Origin of the sequence: Azorhizobium sp. AG788, assembly GCF_004364705.1 — a bacterium.
GTDB classification, from domain to species: domain Bacteria; phylum Pseudomonadota; class Alphaproteobacteria; order Rhizobiales; family Xanthobacteraceae; genus Azorhizobium; species Azorhizobium caulinodans.
The window spans coordinates 322965-341793 of sequence record NZ_SOBM01000005.1 but is presented as its reverse complement, the minus strand read 5'-3'; the positions used below and the strand labels follow the sequence as shown (position 1 = coordinate 341793).

Annotated in this window: 18 protein-coding genes; 3 read left to right on the top strand and 15 right to left on the bottom strand. The window is 68.6% G+C overall.

Annotated features, from left to right (window positions below):
* Window positions 1–65: 65 nt before the first annotated feature.
* The 15 genes from DFO45_RS15110 to DFO45_RS15040 form a co-directional block, all read right to left on the bottom strand.
* The gene (locus tag DFO45_RS15110; RefSeq protein WP_133865516.1) at window positions 66–1442 is read right to left on the bottom strand and encodes an amidase; all 1377 of its coding nucleotides are present in this window, start codon (window positions 1440–1442) and stop codon (window positions 66–68) included.
* A complete protein-coding gene (locus DFO45_RS15105) occupies window positions 1439–2539 on the bottom strand; it encodes a ring-opening amidohydrolase (RefSeq protein ID WP_133865515.1) in 1101 nt (366 codons plus the stop codon). Before DFO45_RS15105 ends, DFO45_RS15110 begins: the two co-directional genes overlap by 4 nt.
* Before the next feature lie 28 nt (window positions 2540–2567).
* Window positions 2568–3491 (bottom strand): ABC transporter permease, encoded by a 924-nt coding sequence (locus DFO45_RS15100; RefSeq protein ID WP_166657146.1) that lies wholly within the window; start codon window positions 3489–3491, stop codon window positions 2568–2570.
* A 4-nt stretch (window positions 3492–3495) separates the two neighbouring features.
* Entirely contained in the window at window positions 3496–4578 is a 1083-nt protein-coding gene (locus DFO45_RS15095; protein WP_166657145.1) for an ABC transporter permease, read from the bottom strand.
* 19 nt (window positions 4579–4597) lie between these two features.
* Complete coding sequence (locus DFO45_RS15090) at window positions 4598–6115, bottom strand: ABC transporter ATP-binding protein (RefSeq protein ID WP_166657144.1); 1518 nt, start codon at window positions 6113–6115, stop codon at window positions 4598–4600.
* 82 nt (window positions 6116–6197) lie between these two features.
* On the bottom strand, window positions 6198–7226 hold the full coding sequence (locus DFO45_RS15085) for a BMP family protein (RefSeq protein WP_166657143.1): 1029 nt from the start codon (window positions 7224–7226) through the stop codon (window positions 6198–6200).
* Between the two features lie 193 nt (window positions 7227–7419).
* Complete coding sequence (locus DFO45_RS15080; RefSeq protein ID WP_043879493.1) at window positions 7420–8226, bottom strand: IclR family transcriptional regulator; 807 nt, start codon at window positions 8224–8226, stop codon at window positions 7420–7422.
* Window positions 8227–8351: 125 nt separating this feature from the next.
* Window positions 8352–8882: a VOC family protein gene (locus tag DFO45_RS15075; RefSeq protein ID WP_208299801.1), complete on the bottom strand. Its 531-nt coding sequence runs from the start codon at window positions 8880–8882 to the stop codon at window positions 8352–8354.
* Between the two features lie 152 nt (window positions 8883–9034).
* The gene (locus DFO45_RS15070) at window positions 9035–9208 is read right to left on the bottom strand and encodes a DUF2256 domain-containing protein (RefSeq protein WP_133865510.1); all 174 of its coding nucleotides are present in this window, start codon (window positions 9206–9208) and stop codon (window positions 9035–9037) included.
* Window positions 9209–9305: 97 nt separating this feature from the next.
* Window positions 9306–9755, bottom strand: a complete 450-nt coding sequence (locus DFO45_RS15065; RefSeq protein WP_133865509.1) for a DUF3429 domain-containing protein — start codon at window positions 9753–9755, stop codon at window positions 9306–9308.
* A 127-nt stretch (window positions 9756–9882) separates the two neighbouring features.
* Complete coding sequence (locus DFO45_RS15060) at window positions 9883–10590, bottom strand: ABC transporter ATP-binding protein (RefSeq protein WP_043880409.1); 708 nt, start codon at window positions 10588–10590, stop codon at window positions 9883–9885.
* 11 nt (window positions 10591–10601) lie between these two features.
* Window positions 10602–11357 carry an ABC transporter ATP-binding protein gene (locus DFO45_RS15055; RefSeq protein WP_133865508.1) on the bottom strand — a complete coding sequence of 252 codons (756 nt, stop codon included), beginning with the start codon at window positions 11355–11357 and terminating at the stop codon, window positions 10602–10604.
* Entirely contained in the window at window positions 11354–12295 is a 942-nt protein-coding gene (locus tag DFO45_RS15050; RefSeq protein WP_133865507.1) for a branched-chain amino acid ABC transporter permease, read from the bottom strand. The genes DFO45_RS15055 and DFO45_RS15050 overlap by 4 nt, the downstream gene beginning before the upstream one ends.
* Window positions 12295–13215, bottom strand: a complete 921-nt coding sequence (locus tag DFO45_RS15045) for a branched-chain amino acid ABC transporter permease (protein WP_133865506.1) — start codon at window positions 13213–13215, stop codon at window positions 12295–12297. The genes DFO45_RS15050 and DFO45_RS15045 overlap by 1 nt, the downstream gene beginning before the upstream one ends.
* Window positions 13216–13300: 85 nt before the next feature.
* Window positions 13301–14449 (bottom strand): ABC transporter substrate-binding protein, encoded by a 1149-nt coding sequence (locus tag DFO45_RS15040; protein ID WP_133865505.1) that lies wholly within the window; start codon window positions 14447–14449, stop codon window positions 13301–13303.
* A gap of 421 nt (window positions 14450–14870) precedes the next feature.
* Here DFO45_RS15040 and DFO45_RS15035 point away from each other — a divergent pair, with 421 nt between their 5' ends.
* Genes DFO45_RS15035 through DFO45_RS15025 form a run of 3 tightly spaced genes read left to right on the top strand, consistent with a single transcriptional unit; the run spans window position 14871 to window position 18828 of the window.
* Entirely contained in the window at window positions 14871–17180 is a 2310-nt protein-coding gene (locus DFO45_RS15035; RefSeq protein ID WP_133865504.1) for a bifunctional salicylyl-CoA 5-hydroxylase/oxidoreductase, read from the top strand.
* A gap of 8 nt (window positions 17181–17188) precedes the next feature.
* Window positions 17189–17980, top strand: coding sequence for an SDR family NAD(P)-dependent oxidoreductase (locus DFO45_RS15030; protein ID WP_133865503.1), 792 nt, complete (start codon window positions 17189–17191; stop codon window positions 17978–17980).
* Window positions 17977–18828 carry an enoyl-CoA hydratase family protein gene (locus DFO45_RS15025; RefSeq protein WP_133865502.1) on the top strand — a complete coding sequence of 284 codons (852 nt, stop codon included), beginning with the start codon at window positions 17977–17979 and terminating at the stop codon, window positions 18826–18828. The genes DFO45_RS15030 and DFO45_RS15025 overlap by 4 nt, the downstream gene beginning before the upstream one ends.
* Window position 18829 lies beyond the last annotated feature (1 nt).

The following is an 18829-nucleotide window of genomic DNA, read 5'->3' as shown; positions in this document are numbered from 1 at the left end:
GCGCGCGCAAAAGGCAAGCCGACGAAACGGCGAGGCGCTGCGTCCCCTTCGCCTCCGGCCGGGTCTTATGCCGACGAGCGGGGAACCTCTCCGAAAGCGGCAGCCAGCGCCAGAAGCCGGGCATCCGAACCGTGCGGGCCGACGATCTGTGCGCCGATGGGCAGGCCGGTGGCCGAGGGCCGGACGGGAATGCTGAGGCCGGGCAGACCCAGCACATTGGCAAAGGGCGTGAAGACCGCATGCCCGCGCGGCCCCACCGGTCGGCCGGCGATCTGCGTGGGATAGAGCTCGTGCGCGGGCCAGGGCAGGGCCGCCGCCGCCGGCGTCAGCAGGATGTCATGGCGGGCGAAGAGCGCGTCGAACTCGCGGCCCATGGCGGTGATCCGGTTCAGGGCGCCGAGGTACTCCGTGGCCGATCGCGCTGCGCCCTGCCGCACCATTTCCGCCAGTGCCGGCGCGATGAGGTGGTCCTGTCCCGGATGCTCTTCCATCACCGCTGCGGCGGCGGTCTGGCTGACCACCGGCCAGATGTCGAGCATGGGCTCTGCGAGAAGGAAAGGCTCCGCCCGTTCGACACTGTGGCCCATGGCTTCGAACTGCCGGGCGGCCTCTTCGAGGCTGGCGGCGATCTCCGGATCCACCGGTGCCGCACCGAAGGTGGGCGCGAAGAGAATACGCAGGGGAGCCGTGACAGCGGCGGGTGCAAAGCCGTCCGCAATGACGGAGAGGGTGAGCTGGATGTCGGCCACCGTGCGCGCGAGCGGGCCGGCCACCTCGAAATCATGGAGGATGGTGGGAAAGCCGTGGGCGCGCGGCACCAGACCGCGCGAGGGCTTGAGGCCGAACAGTCCAGCATAGCCCGCCGGCCGGCGGATGGAGCCGCCGCCGTCGGTGCCGAGCGCGATGGGGCCGATGCCGGCTGCGACCGCCGCGACGGCACCGCCACTGGAGCCGCCAGGGGTTAGAGTGGGGTCGAAGGGATTGCCGGTCACGCCGAAGAGCAGGTTGTCCGTATAGCCCTGAAGGGTGAATTCCGGCACGTTGGTCTTGCCGAACAGCAGGGCGCCCGTTGCCCTCAGGCGGGCCACCGGCGTCTCGTCGCGCTGCGGCACGAAATCCCGGTAGAGTCGGCTGCCCCATGTGGCGGGCAGGCCCTGCTGGAGGATGTTGTCCTTCACGCTCACCGGCACGCCATCGAGCGGCGAGAGCGGTGTGCCGGCCCGCCAGCGCTCCGTGCTCGCCCTGGCCGCGGCGAGGGCGCCCGCGCGATCGAGGGCGATCACGGCATTGAGCGCTGGGTTCACCGCCTCCAGCCGCTCCAGCACGGACGAGAGGGCGTCCTCGGGCGTGGCCTGACCGGCGGCGTAGAGCGCGTTCAGTTCACTGGCAGACCGCGCCCACAGCGCAGGTTCGGCGGCGGGCGAGAAGGTGGGAGTGCTCATGCGCGCACGATCGCCGCGATGGGTGCGGCGCCGGGCGCGCACTGATGCTCGGTGCCGCCCGAGACGAAGATGGCGGGATCACCCGTCACCGACGCGATCACCGCGCCCACTGCGGCGCGCGCATGGCGTTCGTAATGGATGTCGGCGTCCGAGAGCATGGTGGTGCGCCGGCCGCGCAGGCGTCCGTTGAGCGGCGCTTCCGCCTTGGCAAAGACGGCGACGATCTCGCCTGCCTGCTCCTCGCTCGGCGTGCCGTGGAAGGACAGGCCGGCGGAGCGCAGGGCGTCCTTCACGCCCGCTACGTCGATGGCGTCCTTGAGCACGCCATGGCCGATGCGGAAGGCGCTGGTGGCGCCCGGCGCGTTGCCGAACAGCAGTACCTCGCATTTCGTCAGTTCGCCGCCCGCCGAGGTGGAGGCGACCGAGGAGAACACCTCCATGTCGCGGGCGATCATGTCGGGCGTGATCCGCTCCGCCGCGACCTCTCCCAGCCCAAGGGCGACGCCCAGGGCCATGGCCCCGCGGGCATAGGGTTTCGACCCGTTCGGATCGCGGGTGACGAGGCGGGCGCCCCGCCGGTCGGCGTCCGCGATGGTGGCGGGCGTCAGGAGCGGCCCTTTCACCTGCACATAATGCACATCGGCCGGCTCGGTGATGCCGGCCTCCGCGAGCGCCGTGCGGACGGCGCCCGCCACCGCTTCCACCATGGCCGTGGTGCCGACCTCCTCCGGGGCGATGTCGCGGGTGATGCCGATGCCGAGCGCGAGGCGCGGCTCGGCCGGCACGGGACCATCATCGGGCGCACGGGTGAAGAGGGTGGCGTGGGGTGAGAGGACGCCTTCGGTGCCGCCGGACCAGACGAAGGCGATCCTCTGTCCGACCTCCTCCGGGCTGAGGCCGAGATGGCGGGCCAGCAGCAACTGGTAGGAGAGCGTCGCGAGGCCGCGGGTGAAATCATTGGCGCCGCCATTGCCTTCGGTCTTGCCGATGAGGGCGACGATCTCGCGCGGGTTGACGGCGCCGGTCTCGAGGAGGGCGGCCAGTTCGCTCACGTCGCCAGGGGCGGACATGGCGAGCTTGTGAACTCCGACTTTCATGGATGTCTCGCTTTGCACGGAAAACGGGTCAGTGGCGCACGAAGGGCACGCCGATGGCACCGGGCATGCGGGCGGAGCGGCCGATGCCGGCCAGCAGGGCGAGGGCCACGAGATAGGGTACCATCTGCACCACATAGGACGAGACTGGCAGGCCCCAGCCCTGGATGCGGGACTCCAGCGCCGCCACGGCACCGAAGAGCAGGCAGCCGGCCATGGCGCCGAAGGGATTCCAACGGCCGACGATGATGGCGGCAAGGGCGATGAAGCCGCGCCCGTTGGTCATGCCGTCCGTGAAGGTGCCCACCTCCTGCAGCGACAGCACGGCACCGCCGAGCCCGGCGAAGGCGCCCCCGGCAAGGATGGCGAGGATGCGGACGGTCTGGGGATTGGTGCCGACCGCGAAAGCGGCCTCCGGGTTCTCGCCCACCGCGCGCAGCATGAGGCCGGTGCGGGTCTTGCCGAGGAAGACGGCCACCGGGATCACCAGCAGGAAACCGGCATAGACCAGCAGCGGCTGCCGGAACAGCACTGGGCCGAGGAGCGGAATTTCGGAGAGGAGCGGCACCGGCCAGGCGGGCAGGGTGGGCAGGCGGATGACCGGCGTGCGCCCGCCGAACAGCCCGCGCAGCAGGAAGCTGGTGAGGCCGAGGCTCAGGATGTTCACCGCAAGTCCCGTGACCATCTGGTCGGCCCGGAAGCGTGTGGTGGCGATCGCCACAATGAGCGCCAGCGCCATTCCGGCGAGAAGGCTGACGAGCAGCCCCATCGCCGTGCTGCCGGTGGCGAGCGCCGCCAGCGCGCCGCCGAAAGCCCCCGCCAGCATCATGCCCTCTATGCCGACGGCGAAGGTGCCGGCGCGCTCGGACAAAAGTCCGCCCAGCGCCGCGAACATGAGCGGTGTCGCGATGCGCAGCGTGGCGGAGAGAAGCTCGGTGAGGGCCGCGAGATCCATGGGCTCAGACCCTCCGGTTGCGGGCATTGAGGCCCACCGCGCAGAGCACGAAGACCATCATCAGCCCCTCGATCACATAGACCAGCGAGGACGGCACGCCGACCTCCCGCTGCATGGCCAGCGCACCGGCTTCCAGGAAGCCGAGGAACAGCCCGGCGGGCAGGATGGCCAGCGGATTGAGCCCGGCGATGAGGGCGACCGCCACCGCATTGAAGCCGAAGCCGTGGGAGAAGCCTTCGATCAGCCGGTTGTGCACGCCGCTGACCTCGATGCCGCCCGCAAGGCCGGCCAGCGCCCCGGCGATGGCCATCACCGCGGAGGTGCTGCGCGCGGTGGACAGGCCCACATAGGCCGCCGCCGGGCGGCTCGCGCCCATGACGCGCAGCCGGAAGCCGAATGTGGTGCGCCAGAGCAGCACATGGCCAAGGACGACCGCCGCCACCGCCAGCAGGATGCCCATGTGCAGGTCCGTGCCGGGGATGAGCTTGGGCAGCCAGCCGGCACGCGGGAAAAGCGGGGACTGCGGAAAGCCCGCGCCCTCCTCGCCCAGCGGGGCGCGCAGCACCTCGCTCACCAGAAGCACGCCGACGAAATTGAGCAGCAGCGTGCACAGCACCTCATGCACGTTGCGCTTGATGAACACCCATGCGGCCAGAATGGCCCAGAGCGCGCCGAAGGCGGCACCCGCCAGCATGGCGAAGGGGAGCAGGAGGACCGGCGGCAGGGCGGCGGGGGCGAACAGGAGCACGAGGCTCGCGCCGATGCCGCCCACCGCAATCTGGCCTTCGCCGCCAATGTTGATGACCTTGGCGCGGAAGCACAGGGCAACCCCCACGCCCGCGAGGATGTAGGGCGTGCTCTTGTTGAGGGCGAAGGCGAAGCGGTCCACGGAGCCGAACGCGCCGCGCAGCAGCGCGCCATAGGCGACGATGGGGTTCTTGCCCGCGAGCGCGATCAGCCCGGCGGTGACGAGCAGGGCGAGCGCGATGGCACCGAGCGTCAGCGCGACGGTGCGCACGCCATCACCGGCGAGGAGCGCGCGCAGACTGAAGGCGGGCACGGGGCGGATAGGGGCTTCGGTCGTCAATGGCGTGCGGTCCAGCATGTCAGGCGGCCCGGCTGCCGGTGGCGGGATCGATGCCGGCCATGAGGAGGCCGATCTCCGTCACGTTCACCTCCGCGCGGGGCTTGGGCTCCGAGAGGTGGCCGCCGTGCATCACGGCGATGCGGTCCCCCAGCATCAGCACCTCATCGAGCGCTGCGGAGAGATAGAGGATGGCGCCCCCCGCCGCGCGCAGGGCCAGGATCTGGTCGATGACGAAACGGGTGGCGCCGGGATCGAGCCCCCAGGTGGGCTGGAAGGCGATCAGCACCTTCGGCGCGCGGCCGATCTCACGGGCCAGCACGATCTTCTGCTGGTTGCCGCCGGAGAGCGTGCGGGCCGGGCTTTGTGGCCCGGCGGCGCGGATGTCGAAGCCGCGCATCCGCTCCAGCGCGCGGGCGCGGAAGCCCCGTGTGTCGAGGAAGCCGGCGCGGGAGAAGGGCGGAGCATCGAATTCCCGCAAGGCGAGATTGTCCGCGACCGTCATGGCGGGCACGAGCGAGGTGGTGGCCCGGTCCACCGGGATATAGGCCAGCCCCGCCGCGAGCCGCGCCTTTACCGGGGCAAAGGTGATGTCCTCGCCATCGAGGTCGATGCCGCCGCCGGTCGGGGCCTTCAGGCCCGCCAGCACCTCGGCGAGGTCCGTCTGGCCGTTGCCATCCACCCCTGCCACCGCCAGCACTTCGCCGGACCGGAGCGAGAAGGAGACATCCGAAAGGCGCGCTATGCCCGCCTCATCCCGGCGCGAGAGCGCCGAGACGCGCAGGACCGTGGGGCCGGGGGCAATGTCGGCGCGTTCCACATGGGCCGTGACGTCGCGGCCGACCATCATGTGCGCGAGCGAGGCCTTGGTCGCGCCTTTCGTCGGGCTGCGGCCGGTGACGGCGCCGTCGCGCAGCACCACCACCTCGTCGCAGATCTCCAGCACCTCGTCGAGCTTGTGGGAGATGAAGATGATGGCGTGGCCCTTGGCCTTCAGCTTGCGCATCACCTCCATCAGTCCCACCACCTCGGGCGGCGAGAGATTGGAGGTGGGCTCGTCAAGGATCAGGAGTTCGGCGCCCGCGAGGATGGCCTTCATGATCTCCACCCGCTGGCGCTGGCCATGGGGCATGTCGCCGACGCGGGCGTCCGGATCGATGTCGAGGCCGAAGGCGGCGCTGGCGCGGCGGATCTCGCCGGCGATGTCCTTCGGTTTCAGCCACCAGCCGGCCCGGTCCCACGCGAGCATGATGTTCTCGGTCACGCTCATGGCGTCCACCAAGGTGAAGTGCTGGTGGATCATGCCGAGTCCGGCGGCGATGGCTTCGCGCGGGCCGTGATGCTTCAGCTCTCGGCCCTTGAAGGTGATGGTGCCCGCATCCGCCGAGACGATGCCGAACAGCACCTTCATGAGCGTGCTCTTGCCCGAGCCGTTCTCACCCAGCAGGCCGAGAATGCGGCCCTCGCCCACGGCAAGATCGATGCCCCGGTTGGCCAGCACCGCACCGTAGCGTTTCTCGATGCCACGCATCTCCAGCATGAACGCCGCCTCGATCCGTCTTGTCCCAGAAGGAAGAGCCCCGTCCCGGCGGTGGGGGGAGGTGCCGGGACGGGGCTCCCGGTCAGATGCCGCCGCGGGCATCTTCCTTAGTGACGGTGATCTTCAGCTCACCGGAGGCAAACTTCTTCTTAAGCCCGTCGAGTTCGTCCACCACGGCCTGGGGCACCGCCTTGCTGTAGGGCTGTCCCTCGCCATAGCTCAGTTCGGCACCGGTGGAGCCCGGCGTGTTGAAGCCATAGAGGATGTACTTGCCGCCCATGTCCGTCGTCTTGCTGGATTCGGCGGCCGCCGTGTACATGTCGGCCCACTTCTCGACGATGTTGGTGAGCACATTGTCGGGCGCAATGGCGGTGTGGCCGTAGGAGCGGCCGTTGGCGAAGACATTCTTCTCCTTGGCTGCCTGGATGATGCCGGACTGGCCGGCGTTCAGCTTGCCGCTGATGAAGTCGGCGCCGCCGGCGATGAGGGAGAGGGCGGCCTCCTTGGCCTCGGCGCCATCCTCCATGCTCTTGATGTAGATGACCTTCACCTCGATGTCGGGTTTCACCGACTTGGCGCCGAGACGGAAGGCGCCGACCTGCGCCATCACGTTCGGAATGCCTTCGAGGCTGTTTACCGAGCCGATCTTGCCGGTCTTGCTCATGCGCGCCGCCAGAACGCCCATGAGATAGCCGAACTGGGTGTTGTCATAGTCGATGGAGGTCACGTTCGGCGCCGCACCCTTGGCGCCGGAGCCGACGAGGAACAGGGTCTTGGGGAAATCCGGCCCCACGCGCTCGGCGGCGGAGACGAAGCGGCCCGTGTGGCCGACCACCACGTTGTTGCCTTGCCGGGCATAGTCGCGCAGCGCGTCCACCATGTCGGCCGCACCCACATTCTCCGAATAGGAGATCTGCCAGCCGAGCGACTTCAGCTTCTCCGCACCGAGAAAACCCTGCGCGTTCCAGCTCTGGTCGTTGATGGAGCCGGGGAACAGGAAGGCCGCCTTCTGGGCCAGCGCGGCGCCGCCGAATGCCAGCGTCGCCAGTGCCGCCGCGCAGAAGGTGGTGGCAAGGCGGCGGGCCTTGTTCGGCCGGAGGGCATCGAACATATGGGTGCTCCCGAGTCTCAGGCCTGCCCGGCAGCGCGCCGGCGGCAGGAGGGTGGTGACTGCAGGCATCCTTGCAAGATGGGGCGCAACTCGCGCCGGCCGGCGAGCCCATTCCATCTGGCGGGATGGAAAGCGGAAAATTCGCCTCAGAACAAGGGGTTGGTGTCTTTTTGGGAAGGCGGTTCAGGCGCCGTCAGAGGCGCGCGCCGGACCAGGCCTGCGTGAGTTCACGGGCGGCGGCGGCGACCTTGCGTCCGCATTCGGCAACCTGCCCAAGTTCTAGGCGCTCCACAGGCGCGGCGAGGGAAACCGCCGCCACGGGGCGGTGATAGGCGTCGAACACCGGGGCCGCGATACAGCGCAGGCCGGGCGTGTTCTCCTCATCATCGAGGGCGAAGCCCGCCCTCCGCGTCTCTTCCAACGCGCTCATGAAGACGTCGCGCGAGCACATCGTCTTGGCCGTGACGGGCACCAGACGGTCGGCGGACACGGCCTCCCGCACTTCGGCGAAGGGCAGCACGGAGAGCAGGGCCTTGCCGATGCTGGAGCAATGGGCGGGTAGGGAGGTGCCGGACGGCACGAAGGCCCGCCGCGTGCGCGCCTCGAAGCGATGCAGGAAGACGACCTTACCCTCGTCCAGCATGCCGAGATTGACCGTCTCGCCGCAGGCTTGTCCGAGGCGCTTCAGGATCGGCTGGGCGCAGGCCACCATATCCCGCGAGCCGGCATAGCCTGCGCCGACCGCGAGCGCCGTGCGGCCGATGAACCACCGGCCGCTGGCGCGCTCGAAGCGAACGAAGCCGCGATCCTCGAGGGTGGACAGCAGCCGATGGGCGGTGGAGGCGGCAAGATCCGCTTCGGCGGCGAGCTGCGCGAGCGCGATGCCGCGCGGGGCATCGCTGACCCGTTCAAGAAGGCCGAGCGCCCGATCCACGGCGCGCACCAGCCCCTCGCTCTTGTCCTCGCCCGCAGGACGGGCGCCCGCAATCCTGCGGCCCATGCTCTGGCCTATCCCGTCATGCCCCGGCCGCTCCGATGCGAAGCGCCGTCCGGGTACGATGCGACAGGCCGGGTGGGGCTGGAAGCGCAAAAAGCAGGCAGCGTGCGTCGGCTTCAGGACGCGGTTCAGGCCCCCGTGGCCGCCTGTCGGGCGAGCTTCGGGTAGGTGTCCGGGTCGAAGAAGCTCCGGCCGGCGCGATAGACCCGAGCTTCCGAGACATCCGGCAGCTCCGCCCCTTCGATGCTGGCCTCGAAGGTCAGTTCCAGTTGCACCCCCGAGGGGTCATAGACAAAGAGCTGCCAGAGGCTGGTGCCGGGAACGATGAACTCCCGCCAGTCGAGCCCGGCCGCCTCGAAGCGGGCGATATAGGCCCGGTAGCCGGAGCAGGAGAGGGAGATGTGGTCGATGGCGCCGGTCCCGTATGGTGCCATGCCCGAGGGGCCGAGGGCGGGGCCGCCCGCATAGACATGGATGATGCCGAGACCGCCGGGCTGCGGGCAGCCCAGCCAGGCGCCGGGATAACCGAAATCGGGGCGGTGAATTTCCTTCAGTCCGATGATGTCGCGCCAGAAGATGCGCGTGGCCTCAAGATCGGCGGTCTTGATGGCCACATGGAAGAGCCCGTGGACGCCCGCGCCCGGCAGCGGCGCGCTCATCGTCTATCCTCCACCGGCAGGCGTGGCACGGCGCATATTGGGGCTCTCGTCATGGCTGGCTCTCTGAAGGCTGGCGGAGAGCGAGCATCATGCCCAAGCACCCGCCCCGGAGCCAGAGGCGAAAGCCGCAGCCGGTGAGCGCGCTTCGCACCTCAGTTAGGGCGGCTATCCTTCCCGGCTTTGCCTCTTCCGGACTCGCGGCAGCGGTCCGAGCAATAGAGCACCTTGTCCCAATCCCGCGCCCACTTGCGACGCCACGCGAAGGGCCGGCCACAGGTCTGACACGTCCGTGTCGGCAGATCCGCTTTCTTGCGCATGCGTGGCATGGTCCGATCCATCCAGCTTCTGGGGCGTCGCTCGTCACCTGCGGCGAATGTCAGCTCGCGGGATGCGGAAGTGCCGTCACGCCGGACCTCGGTGCGGTCAGGCCGCCATGCTGATCCAGAGGCACGCGCCGATCACCACCGTGCTGATGGTGACCCGCAACGTCCAGAACCAGTCGGGCCAGAGGCCGGACTGCCGCAACTGGCGATCGACCAGCAGGAGGCCCGCGAAAACCGCGGCAAGGAGGAGGAAGCCGGGTCTCGGCGACAGCAGAGCCGCCCCCCACGCCAGAAGGGCGGCCACATTGCTCGCCACGAACAGCCGCAGCGCCATGCCGCCCGGTGAAAATAGCGCCGCACCCCAATGGATGCCGCAGACGAAGGAGGCGATGACGGCGGCATAGATGTGGACCGCGCCGAGCCATGTCCGGCCGAGGACGCTCGCATCCACGATGCCCGCGAAGAACGGCAGGGTGCCCGCGGCGGCGAGGGCCCAGGCGGCTGCACGTGCGGGGCCGGAATCAGGGAGAGGAGCGGGCGCGACTGTCATCGTGCCGAACTACGGGCATCGCCTGAGGTTGGATCAGGCAAGCCCGCTGGCCCACGCCATCGCTTCCGTTCGCTCTCTCGCGCAGGGAAAGCGTGGCGCCCGCACCACCTTCCGGGATGAACCCGCTCTAGATTTCGAGATGCCGCGTCACGCTCGCCCGGTTGGCCGCCAGTTCGGCATTCGTCCCGGCCCAGACCACGCGCCCACCCTCGATGACAACGTGCCGGTCGGCGATCCGCATCAGGGCGTCGATATTCTTGTCGACCACGAGGATGGCGAGGCCATCCGCGCGCAGCACCTCGATGGCGCTCCAGATCTCGCCCCGCACCACGGGGGCAAGGCCTTCCGTTGCCTCGTCGAGCACCAGGAGGTCCGGATTGGTCATCAAGGCCCGGCCGATCGCCAGCATCTGCTGCTCGCCGCCGGAGAGCTGGGTACCGAGATTGTCCCGCCGCTCCTTGAGACGCGGGAAAAGCCCATAGACGCGATCCAGCGTCCAGCCGGCCCGGACCGCGCCGCCTTTGCGCTGCCGCGCGGTGGCGACGAGATTCTCCTCGACGCTCAGGCGCGGGAAGATCTGTCGTCCCTCCGGCACATAGCCGAGGCCGCGGGCGGCAATTTTGTGCGGCGGGGCCTGCGTCATCTCCTGGCCGTCGATCACCCGCTTGCCACGGGTTGGCGGCAGCAGACCGAACAGGGTGCGGATCGTGGTCGTCTTGCCCATGCCGTTGCGGCCGAGCAGCGTCACCACCTCGCCGGCGTTCACGGTCAGGTCGATGCCGAACAGGACCTGCGCGCCGCCATATCCGGCTTCGATGCCTTCGAGTGCGATCAGCGCCGGGGCCATCAGACCGCCTCCTCCTCGCCGAGATAGGCCTGCCGCACCAGCGGATCGGTGCGCACCGTGGCCGGGTCGCCCGTGACCGCGATGGCACCGTAGATCAGGACGGAGATGCGGTCCGCCAGACGGAACACCGTCGCCATGTCGTGTTCCACCAGCAGGATGGGAATGCGTCCCTTCAGGGACAGAAGCAGTTCGGTCAGCCGCTCGCCTTCCGCGCGGCCCGTGCCGGCCATGGGCTCGTCGAGCAGCAGGAGCTTGGGCTCCTGCACGAGGCTCATGGCAAGTTCGAGCGCCCGCCGTTCGCCATGGGACATGTCGCGCGCAAGGGTGAGGCGACGGTCGCCGAGCCCGACCCGCTCCAAAGCGGATTCGGCACGGGCCGTCAGCTTCCGGTCGGCCAGCGCCCGCCGCCAGAAGCGGAAGGGCCCGTCGCCCGCCGCGATGGCCGCGACCGCGACGTTTTCCTGAGCGGTGAACGAGCCGACCACATTGGAGATCTGGAACACCCGCCCCAGCCCGCGCCGCGCGCGGGCGGCGATGCCGATGTCCGTGACATCGGCGCCGTCGAAGCGGATGCGTCCCGCATTCGGTGTGATGGAACCGGCGATCTGCGCGATCAGCGTGGTCTTGCCGGCGCCGTTCGGGCCGATCAGCGCGTGCACCTCGCCGGGGCGGACGTCGAGGGAGACATCCCGCGTCACCTGCATGGCGCCGTAGGATTTCATGAGGCCTTCGAGCGCGAGGATGGGCGTGCTCATCGGGACCCTCCGCGCAACAGGGACTTCAGATCGGCATCGCGCAGAAGCGCCACGAGGATGATGACGAGGCCGAGGCCCAGCCGCCAGTGCTCCGTGAGGTGGCCGAGGCTTTCGTCCAGCAGCGTCACCACCACCGCGCCGATGACGGCGCCCACCGGATGCCCGATGCCGCCCAGCACCACCATCACGATCAGCTCGCCCGAGACGTGCCAGCCCATAAGGGCGGGGGAGACATATTCCACCTGGTTGGCGATCAGTGCGCCGGCCAGCCCCGCCACCGCGCCGGCGAGCGCGAGGGCGATCAGCCGGTGGCGGTAGGGCGCAAGGCCAAGGGCCTCCACCTTGCTCTCGTTCGCCCGGGCGGCACGGAGCATGAGGCCGAAGCGCGAGGCCGCAAGCCGCTGGAACACGAAGAGGGCGAGGCCGACGAGCGCAATGGCGAGGAGCGCCAACGATGTATCGGCCTTCAGAAAGCGGATGCCGAAGAAGGTCGAGCGCCCGGCGATGGCCATGCCGTCGTCGCCGCCGTAAGCGGACAGGCTCGCCGCGACATAGAAGGCCATCTGCGCGAAGGCGAGCGTGATCATGATGAAATAGACGCCGCGCGTGCGCAGCGCGATGGCGCCGGTGACCGCCGAGAACAGCGCCGCCGCCGCGGCGGCAAGGGGCAGCACCACGAGGACCTCGCGGACGCCCGCCTCACCGGCGATGAGCACGGCATAGGCCCCGATCCCGAACGGGGCGGCATGGCCGAAGCTCACGAGGCCGCACTGGCCGATCAGAAAGGACAGGGAGACGGCCGCGAGGGCATAGGCCAGCGTCCGGGTGATCAGCGTCGCGCCATGGGAGAAGCCGAGCCCATGGGCGAGAGCAAGGAGCAGAAGGAAGGCCGCGATGGTCGCCAGTGCCGGGTTTTTCACGAAAGGCGGGACCGTCATCACGATCTCCCGCCGAACAGGCCGGTCGGACGGAAGCTCAGGACCGCGGCCATCAGCAGGTAGATCGCCATGGAGGAGAGGGCCGGGCCGGCCGCCGCCGCGGCCGAGCGCCCGATGAGCAGTTTCAGCAGCTCCGGCGCAAAGGCGCGCCCGAGCGTATCCACCAGCCCCACGATGATCGCCGCGACGAAGGCCCCCTTGATGGAGCCGATGCCGCCGATGACGATGACCACGAAGGCGACGATGAGGATGCGGTCGCCCATGGTCGGCTCCACCGAGACGAGGGGGCCTGCCATGGCGCCGGCGAGACCCGCGAGCACGGCGCCGAAGGCGAAGACGGCCCTGAACAGGCGGTCCACATCCACGCCCAGTGCGGCGACGGTCTGCGGATGGGTCGATCCCGCCCGCACCAGCATGCCGAGACGGGTGCGCGTGACGAGATACCAGAGCAGCACGGCGACGCCCACGCCGGCCGCGAGGATCACAAGGCGCCAGACCGGGTAGACGAGCCCCGGCATCAGCGTCACCGCGCCGCTGAGCACGGCCGGAATGGGGAAGGCGATGGGCGCCGCGCCGAACACGATCCGCGCCAGTTCCGTGACCACCAGGATGACGCCGAAGGTGGCGAGCACCTGATCCAGGTGATCCTTCCGCGTGAGATGCCGGAACACCAGCGTCTCCAGCACGACGCCCAGCACCAGAGCGCCGAAGAGGCCGGTGATCAGGCCGATGGCGAAGTTGCCCGTGGAGGCGGTGGCGACGGCCACCAGATAGGCGCCGATCATGTACTGGACACCGTGGGCGAGGTTGATGAAGTCCATCACCCCGAACACGAGCGTCAGACCGGCGGCGACGAGGAACAGGATCACGCCGAACTGTAGCCCGTTCAGCAACTGGGAGACGAACAGTGCCGTGGTCATGGCCCCTCTCGGCGTCGGAACTTGCGATCTGGCAGCGCCGGCCGGAGGAGGGCGCTCCTGCCATCCCCCCGGCCGGCGGGGCGGATCACTTCAGGGGGCACTCGCCGGCGTAGCTGTCGCGCGCGGCTGTGAATACCTTGGCGACCGTCTCGGTGGCAAACTTGCCGTCGTCGCGCTTCACCGCCTTGACCACATAGAAGTCCTGGATGGGGAAGCCGTTGGTGTTGAACGCGAAGCTGCCGCGCACGGACTGGAAGGGGGCCGAGGCCAGCGCCTTGCGGAAGGCGGTCTTGTCCGTGACCTTGCCTCCGGTCGCCTTGAGTGCGCCGTCGATCAGCTTGGCCGCATCATAGCCCTGTGCCGCATAGAGCGAGGGCACGACGCCATATTCCTTCTCGTACGCCGCCACGAAGGCCTTGTTCTGGGGCGTGTCGAGGTTCGGTGCCCACTCCGCGCCGGAGAGCAGCCCGGCAGCGGCGTCCTGCGTCGCCGGCAGGGTGGTCTCGTCCACGGTGAAGGCGGAGAGGAAGGGCACCTTGCCGTCCAGCCCCGCCTGCTTGAACTGCTTGACGAGATTGACGCCCATGCCGCCGGGCATGAAAGTGAAGAGGGCGTCGGGATTGGCCGCGGAAATCTTGGCGAGCTCGGCGGAGAAATCGAGCTGGCCCAGCGGCACGAAGATCTCCTCCACCACCTCGCCCTTGAAATAGCGCTTGAAGCCGGCCATGGAATCCTTGCCGGCCTGGTAGTTGGGCGTCATCAGCACGACGCGCTTGTAACCCTGGTCCTGAGCATACTTGCCCATGACCTCGTGGTTCTGGTCGTTCTGATACGAGGCCGCGAAGAAATAGGGCGAGCAGCCCTTGCCGGCCAGCGGGGAGGGGCCCGCATTGCCGGAGACGATGAAGGTCTCGTTCTCAAGCACGGGCTTGGACACGGCCATCATCACGTTCGAGAAGACGACGCCGGCAATCACGTCCACCTTGTCCCGGTCGAGGAGCGCCTTGACCTTCGTGACGGCCACATCAGGCTTCAGCTCGTCATCCACCACGATCACTTCGGTCGGCTGGCCACCGAGCTTGCCGCCCAGCTCCTTCACCGCAAGCTGGAAGCCGTCGCGCATGTGCACACCCAGCGCCGCGGACGGGCCGGACAGGGTGGAGACGAGGCCGATCTTGATGGGATCGGCCGCCGCAAGGGTCGGGGCCAGCATGGTCGCGGCGGCGAGGGCCATGAGCCTCGCGGGGCGGAGCGATTTCCGGATCAACGGCATGACAATTTCCCTCCTGGTCACTGACGCGTCTGCGAACGGACCGGCCGGAGATCCGGGGCCTTCGTGGCCACCTGCCTCCTGAAATCCGCGACACCGCAGATCCATCTGCTTCCCGGCAATTCAGACATATAAAATTTAAGTGTCAAGCAAATCGAATGGGCTCGTGCTGCCCAATAGCTGAGCGTCGGGGCGTAGGGTTTTCTGGCGGGAATGCATGGAAATACGCCATGTGATGACTGAGCTTCGCGCTGCCTCCGGGCGGGGCTGCGCGGCGGGCGACGGGCCAGCCTGATCCGGTTGACAGGCGCGCGAAAGCTCTATTACTTTAACTTTAAAGCAATTCGCGCGGCACGTCGCGTGTCCGTCGAGGGGGAAGAACTCCATGCGCATCGTCTGCATTGGTGGCGGCCCTGCGGGCCTCTATTTCGGCCTCCTCATGAAGAAGCTGCACCCCGCGCACCAGATCACGGTGGTGGAGCGCAACAAGCCCTATGACACGTTCGGCTGGGGCGTCGTCTTCTCCGACGCGACCATGGCGGCCATGCGGGTCTGGGACCCGGAGACCGCAGCCGAGATCGAGGATGCGTTCAACCACTGGGACGACATCGAGGTCTGGTTCAAGGGCACCCGCCAGCGCACCTCCGGCCATGGCTTCGTCGGTATCGGCCGCAAGGCGCTGCTCAACATCCTCCAGCGCCGGTGCGAGGCGCTCGGCGTCGAACTGGTGTTCGAGCGCGACGTCGAGAGCGACCTCGATTTTCCCGATGCCGACCTCATCATTGCCTCGGACGGCATCAATTCCAGGATCCGCAACCGTTATGCGGAGGCCTTCCAGCCCGATCTCATCGTGCGCCCGAACCGCTACATCTGGCTCGGCACGAAAAAGCTCTACGACGCCTTCACCTTCGACTTCCGCAAGACCGAGCACGGCTGGTTCCAGGCTCACATCTACAAGTTCGATGCGCACACCTCGACCTTCATCATCGAGACGACGGAAGAGGCCTATCAGGCCCATGGGCTCGGGGAGTTGGATCAGGACGGCTCCATCGCCTTCTGCGAGAAGCTGTTTTCCGAGGTGCTCGACGGCGCCTCGCTGATGACCAATGCACGCCACCTGCGCGGCTCGGCCTGGCTGAACTTCAACCGGCTGATCTGCGGCAAGTGGAGCCACTTCAACGGTCGCTCCCATGTGGTGCTCATGGGGGATGCCGCGCACACCGCCCACTTCGCCATCGGCTCCGGCACCAAGCTCGCCATCGATGACGCCATCGAGCTTGCCAAGCAGTTCAACGAGATCGGCCACGGCGTGGAGGCGATCCCGTCCGTGCTTTCGGTCTATGAGGAGATCCGTCGCGTCGATGTGGCCCGCATCCAGAATGCGGCCCGCAACGCCATGGAATGGTTCGAGGTGGTCGGCCGCCGCTATGCCGACAGCCTGGAGCCCGAGCAGTTCATGTATTCCATGCTGACGCGCTCCCAGCGCATCAGCCACGAGAACTTGCGCCTGCGCGATCGCGCATGGCTCGAAGGCTATGAGCGCTGGTTCGCGCGCCGCTCCGGCCTGCCGGTCGAAACCAACGGCCGCGTGACGCCGCCCATGTTCACGCCCTACCGCCTGCGGGACGTGACGCTGCCCAACCGTATCGTCGTCTCTCCCATGGCGATGTATTCCGCAGCGGACGGCGTGCTCGGCGACTTCCATCTCGTCCATCTCGGCGCCCGCGCCATGGGCGGTGCGGGGCTCGTGTTCGCCGAAATGACCTGCGTGTCGCCAGATGCACGGATCACCCCCGGCTGTCTCGGCCTGTGGGACGATGGGCAGATCGAGGGCTGGAAGCGGTTCGTCGATTTCGTCCATGCCAACACGGGCGCCAAGGTGGCCTGCCAACTCGGCCACGCCGGGCGCAAAGGCGCCACCAAGCGCGCGTGGGAGGGCATCGACCAGCCGCTGGAAGAGGACGGCTGGCCGCTGATTTCCGCCTCGGCCCTGCCGTACCTCAAGCACAGCCAGGTGCCGAAGGAGATGGACCGCGCCGACATGGATCGCGTCGTCGCCGATTTCGTGGCCGCCACCCGGCGCGCGGCGGCGGCGGGCGTGGACTGGCTGGAGCTCCATGCCGCGCACGGCTATCTGCTGTCGAGCTTCCTTTCGCCGCTCACCAACCGGCGCACGGACGACTATGGCGGCTCGCACGAAGCCCGAGCCCGCTTCCCGCTCGAAGTGTTCCGGGTCATCCGCGCCGTGTGGCCGGCGGAGCGGCCGATCTCTGTGCGCCTGTCCTGTCATGACTGGACCGAGGGCGGCAACACGCCGGAGGATGCCGCCATCTTCGCCGCCATGTTCAAGGAGGCGGGCGCCGATCTCATCGACTGTTCGTCCGGTCAGGTATGGAAGGAGGAGCGACCGGTCTATGGCCGGCTGTTCCAGACCCCATTCTCCGACAAGATCCGAAACGAGGTGGGCATTCCCACCATTGCCGTCGGCGCCATCTCGGAAGCCGATCACGCCAATTCCATCATCGCGGCGGGGCGCGCGGACCTCTGCGCCATTGCCCGACCGCATCTGGCCGACCCCGCCTGGTCGCTGCACGAGGCCGCGAAGATCGGCCTGAAGACGGTGCCCTGGCCCAGGCAGTATGCCTCCGCCAAGGGCCAGTATGAGGCCAATCTCGAACGCGCATCGGCGCAGTGAGGGACGCAATGGGCGATCTCGACGCCATCGCGGGCCGCCACGTCCTCGTCACCGGCGCGGGCTCGGGCATCGGCGCTTCCATCGCGCGCCGTCTCGGCCGTGCCGGCGCGCGGGTGACGCTCGCCGGGCGGCGGGAGGCGCCGCTTCGGGCGGTGGCGTCCGATCTGCCGGGCGGGGCCGCGCATGTGGTGGCCGGCTTCGACGTGACCGATCCGCAAGCCATTGCGGATGGTCTCGCTGCGGCGCGGGGCGCGTTCGGACCCATCACCATCCTCGTCAACAATGCGGGGGCTGCGGAAAGCGCCCCCTTCGGCCGCACCTCCCTCGGGCAGTGGCAGAACGTCCTCGCGGTCGATCTCACCTCTGTCTTTCTGGTGACGCAGGCGGTGCTGCCGGATCTGGAGGCGGGCGGAGCCGGGGGGCGCATCGTCAACATCGCCTCCACGGCCGGCCTCGTGGGCTATCGCTATGTCTCGGCCTATTGCGCCGCCAAGCATGGGGTGATCGGCCTTACGCGATCGCTCGCCCTCGAGCTGGCGCGGACCGGCATCACGGTCAACGCCATCTGCCCCGGCTACACCGATACGCCGCTCGTGCGCGAGGCCATCGCGGCCATCATCGCGAAGACCGGGCGGACGGAGGCCGAAGTGCTGGCGGAGATGACCGCCGGCAACCCGCAGCGCCGGCTGGTGGACCCGGACGAGGTGGCGGAAACGGTGGCCTGGGTGGTGTCGCCCGGAGCCGCGTCGATCAACGGACAGGCGATCGCGGTCGCCGGTGGCGAGGTGATGGTGGGATGAGCGAGACCCGATCCACGATGGCGGCCATGAAGCGTCCGTTCAAGGACCACCGCGCCACCCATTTCAGCTTCGAGACGAGCGCCGATGGCCGTGTCGCGACCGTCCGCCTCAACCGGCCGGAGCGCAAGAATCCGCTGACCTTCGAGAGCTATGCCGAGCTGCGCGACCTGTTCCGCGATCTCGTCTATGCCTCGGATGTGCGCGCCATCGTGCTCGCCGGCGCCGGGGGCAATTTCTCCTCGGGCGGCGATGTGTTCGAGATCATCGAGCCGCTCACCCGCATGGCCATGCCCGATCTCCTCGCCTTCACGCGGATGACCGGCGATCTCGTGAAGGCTATGCGGCGCTGCCCGCAGCCCATCGTTGCCGCGGTGGATGGTGTCTGCGCCGGCGCAGGGGCGATCCTCGCCATGGCGTCCGACCTGCGGCTCGCGACGCCCGAGGCCAAGACGGCCTTCCTGTTTGCCCGCGTGGGTCTCGCCGGGGCCGACATGGGCGCATGCGGAATCCTGCCGCGCATCATCGGGCAGGGGCGGGCGGCTGAGCTGCTGTTCACCGGCCGCGCCATGACCGCCGCCGAGGGGGCGGCGTGGGGCTTCTACAACGCCCTCCATCCGGCCGCGGACATGGAGGCGAAGGCGCAGGAACTCGCCCGCTCGCTGGCGGACGGCCCATGGTTCGCCCATGGCATGACCAAGACCATGCTCAATCAGGAATGGGCCATGGGCCTTGAAGAACTGATCGAGGCGGAAGCGCAGGCGCAGGCCATCTGCATGGCGACGCAGGACTTCCGCCGCGCCTTCGAGGCTTTTGCCGCCAAGGCGAAACCCGCTTTCGAGGGGAACTGAG

Coding starts and splice junctions, on each gene's coding strand:
- DFO45_RS15110 (WP_133865516.1), bottom strand. CDS start 1,442: ATGAGCACTCCCACCTTCTCGCCCGCCGCCGAACCTGCGCTGTGGGCG.
- DFO45_RS15105 (WP_133865515.1), bottom strand. CDS start 2,539: ATGAAAGTCGGAGTTCACAAGCTCGCCATGTCCGCCCCTGGCGACGTG.
- DFO45_RS15100 (WP_166657146.1), bottom strand. CDS start 3,491: ATGGATCTCGCGGCCCTCACCGAGCTTCTCTCCGCCACGCTGCGCATC.
- DFO45_RS15090 (WP_166657144.1), bottom strand. CDS start 6,115: ATGCTGGAGATGCGTGGCATCGAGAAACGCTACGGTGCGGTGCTGGCC.
- DFO45_RS15085 (WP_166657143.1), bottom strand. CDS start 7,226: ATGTTCGATGCCCTCCGGCCGAACAAGGCCCGCCGCCTTGCCACCACC.
- DFO45_RS15080 (WP_043879493.1), bottom strand. CDS start 8,226: ATGGGCCGCAGGATTGCGGGCGCCCGTCCTGCGGGCGAGGACAAGAGC.
- DFO45_RS15075 (WP_208299801.1), bottom strand. CDS start 8,882: ATGAGCGCGCCGCTGCCGGGCGCGGGCGTCCACGGGCTCTTCCATGTG.
- DFO45_RS15070 (WP_133865510.1), bottom strand. CDS start 9,208: ATGCCACGCATGCGCAAGAAAGCGGATCTGCCGACACGGACGTGTCAG.
- DFO45_RS15065 (WP_133865509.1), bottom strand. CDS start 9,755: ATGACAGTCGCGCCCGCTCCTCTCCCTGATTCCGGCCCCGCACGTGCA.
- DFO45_RS15055 (WP_133865508.1), bottom strand. CDS start 11,357: ATGAGCACGCCCATCCTCGCGCTCGAAGGCCTCATGAAATCCTACGGC.
- DFO45_RS15050 (WP_133865507.1), bottom strand. CDS start 12,295: ATGACGGTCCCGCCTTTCGTGAAAAACCCGGCACTGGCGACCATCGCG.
- DFO45_RS15045 (WP_133865506.1), bottom strand. CDS start 13,215: ATGACCACGGCACTGTTCGTCTCCCAGTTGCTGAACGGGCTACAGTTC.
- DFO45_RS15040 (WP_133865505.1), bottom strand. CDS start 14,449: ATGGCCCTCGCCGCCGCGACCATGCTGGCCCCGACCCTTGCGGCGGCC.
- DFO45_RS15035 (WP_133865504.1), top strand. CDS start 14,871: ATGCGCATCGTCTGCATTGGTGGCGGCCCTGCGGGCCTCTATTTCGGC.
- DFO45_RS15030 (WP_133865503.1), top strand. CDS start 17,189: ATGGGCGATCTCGACGCCATCGCGGGCCGCCACGTCCTCGTCACCGGC.
- DFO45_RS15025 (WP_133865502.1), top strand. CDS start 17,977: ATGAGCGAGACCCGATCCACGATGGCGGCCATGAAGCGTCCGTTCAAG.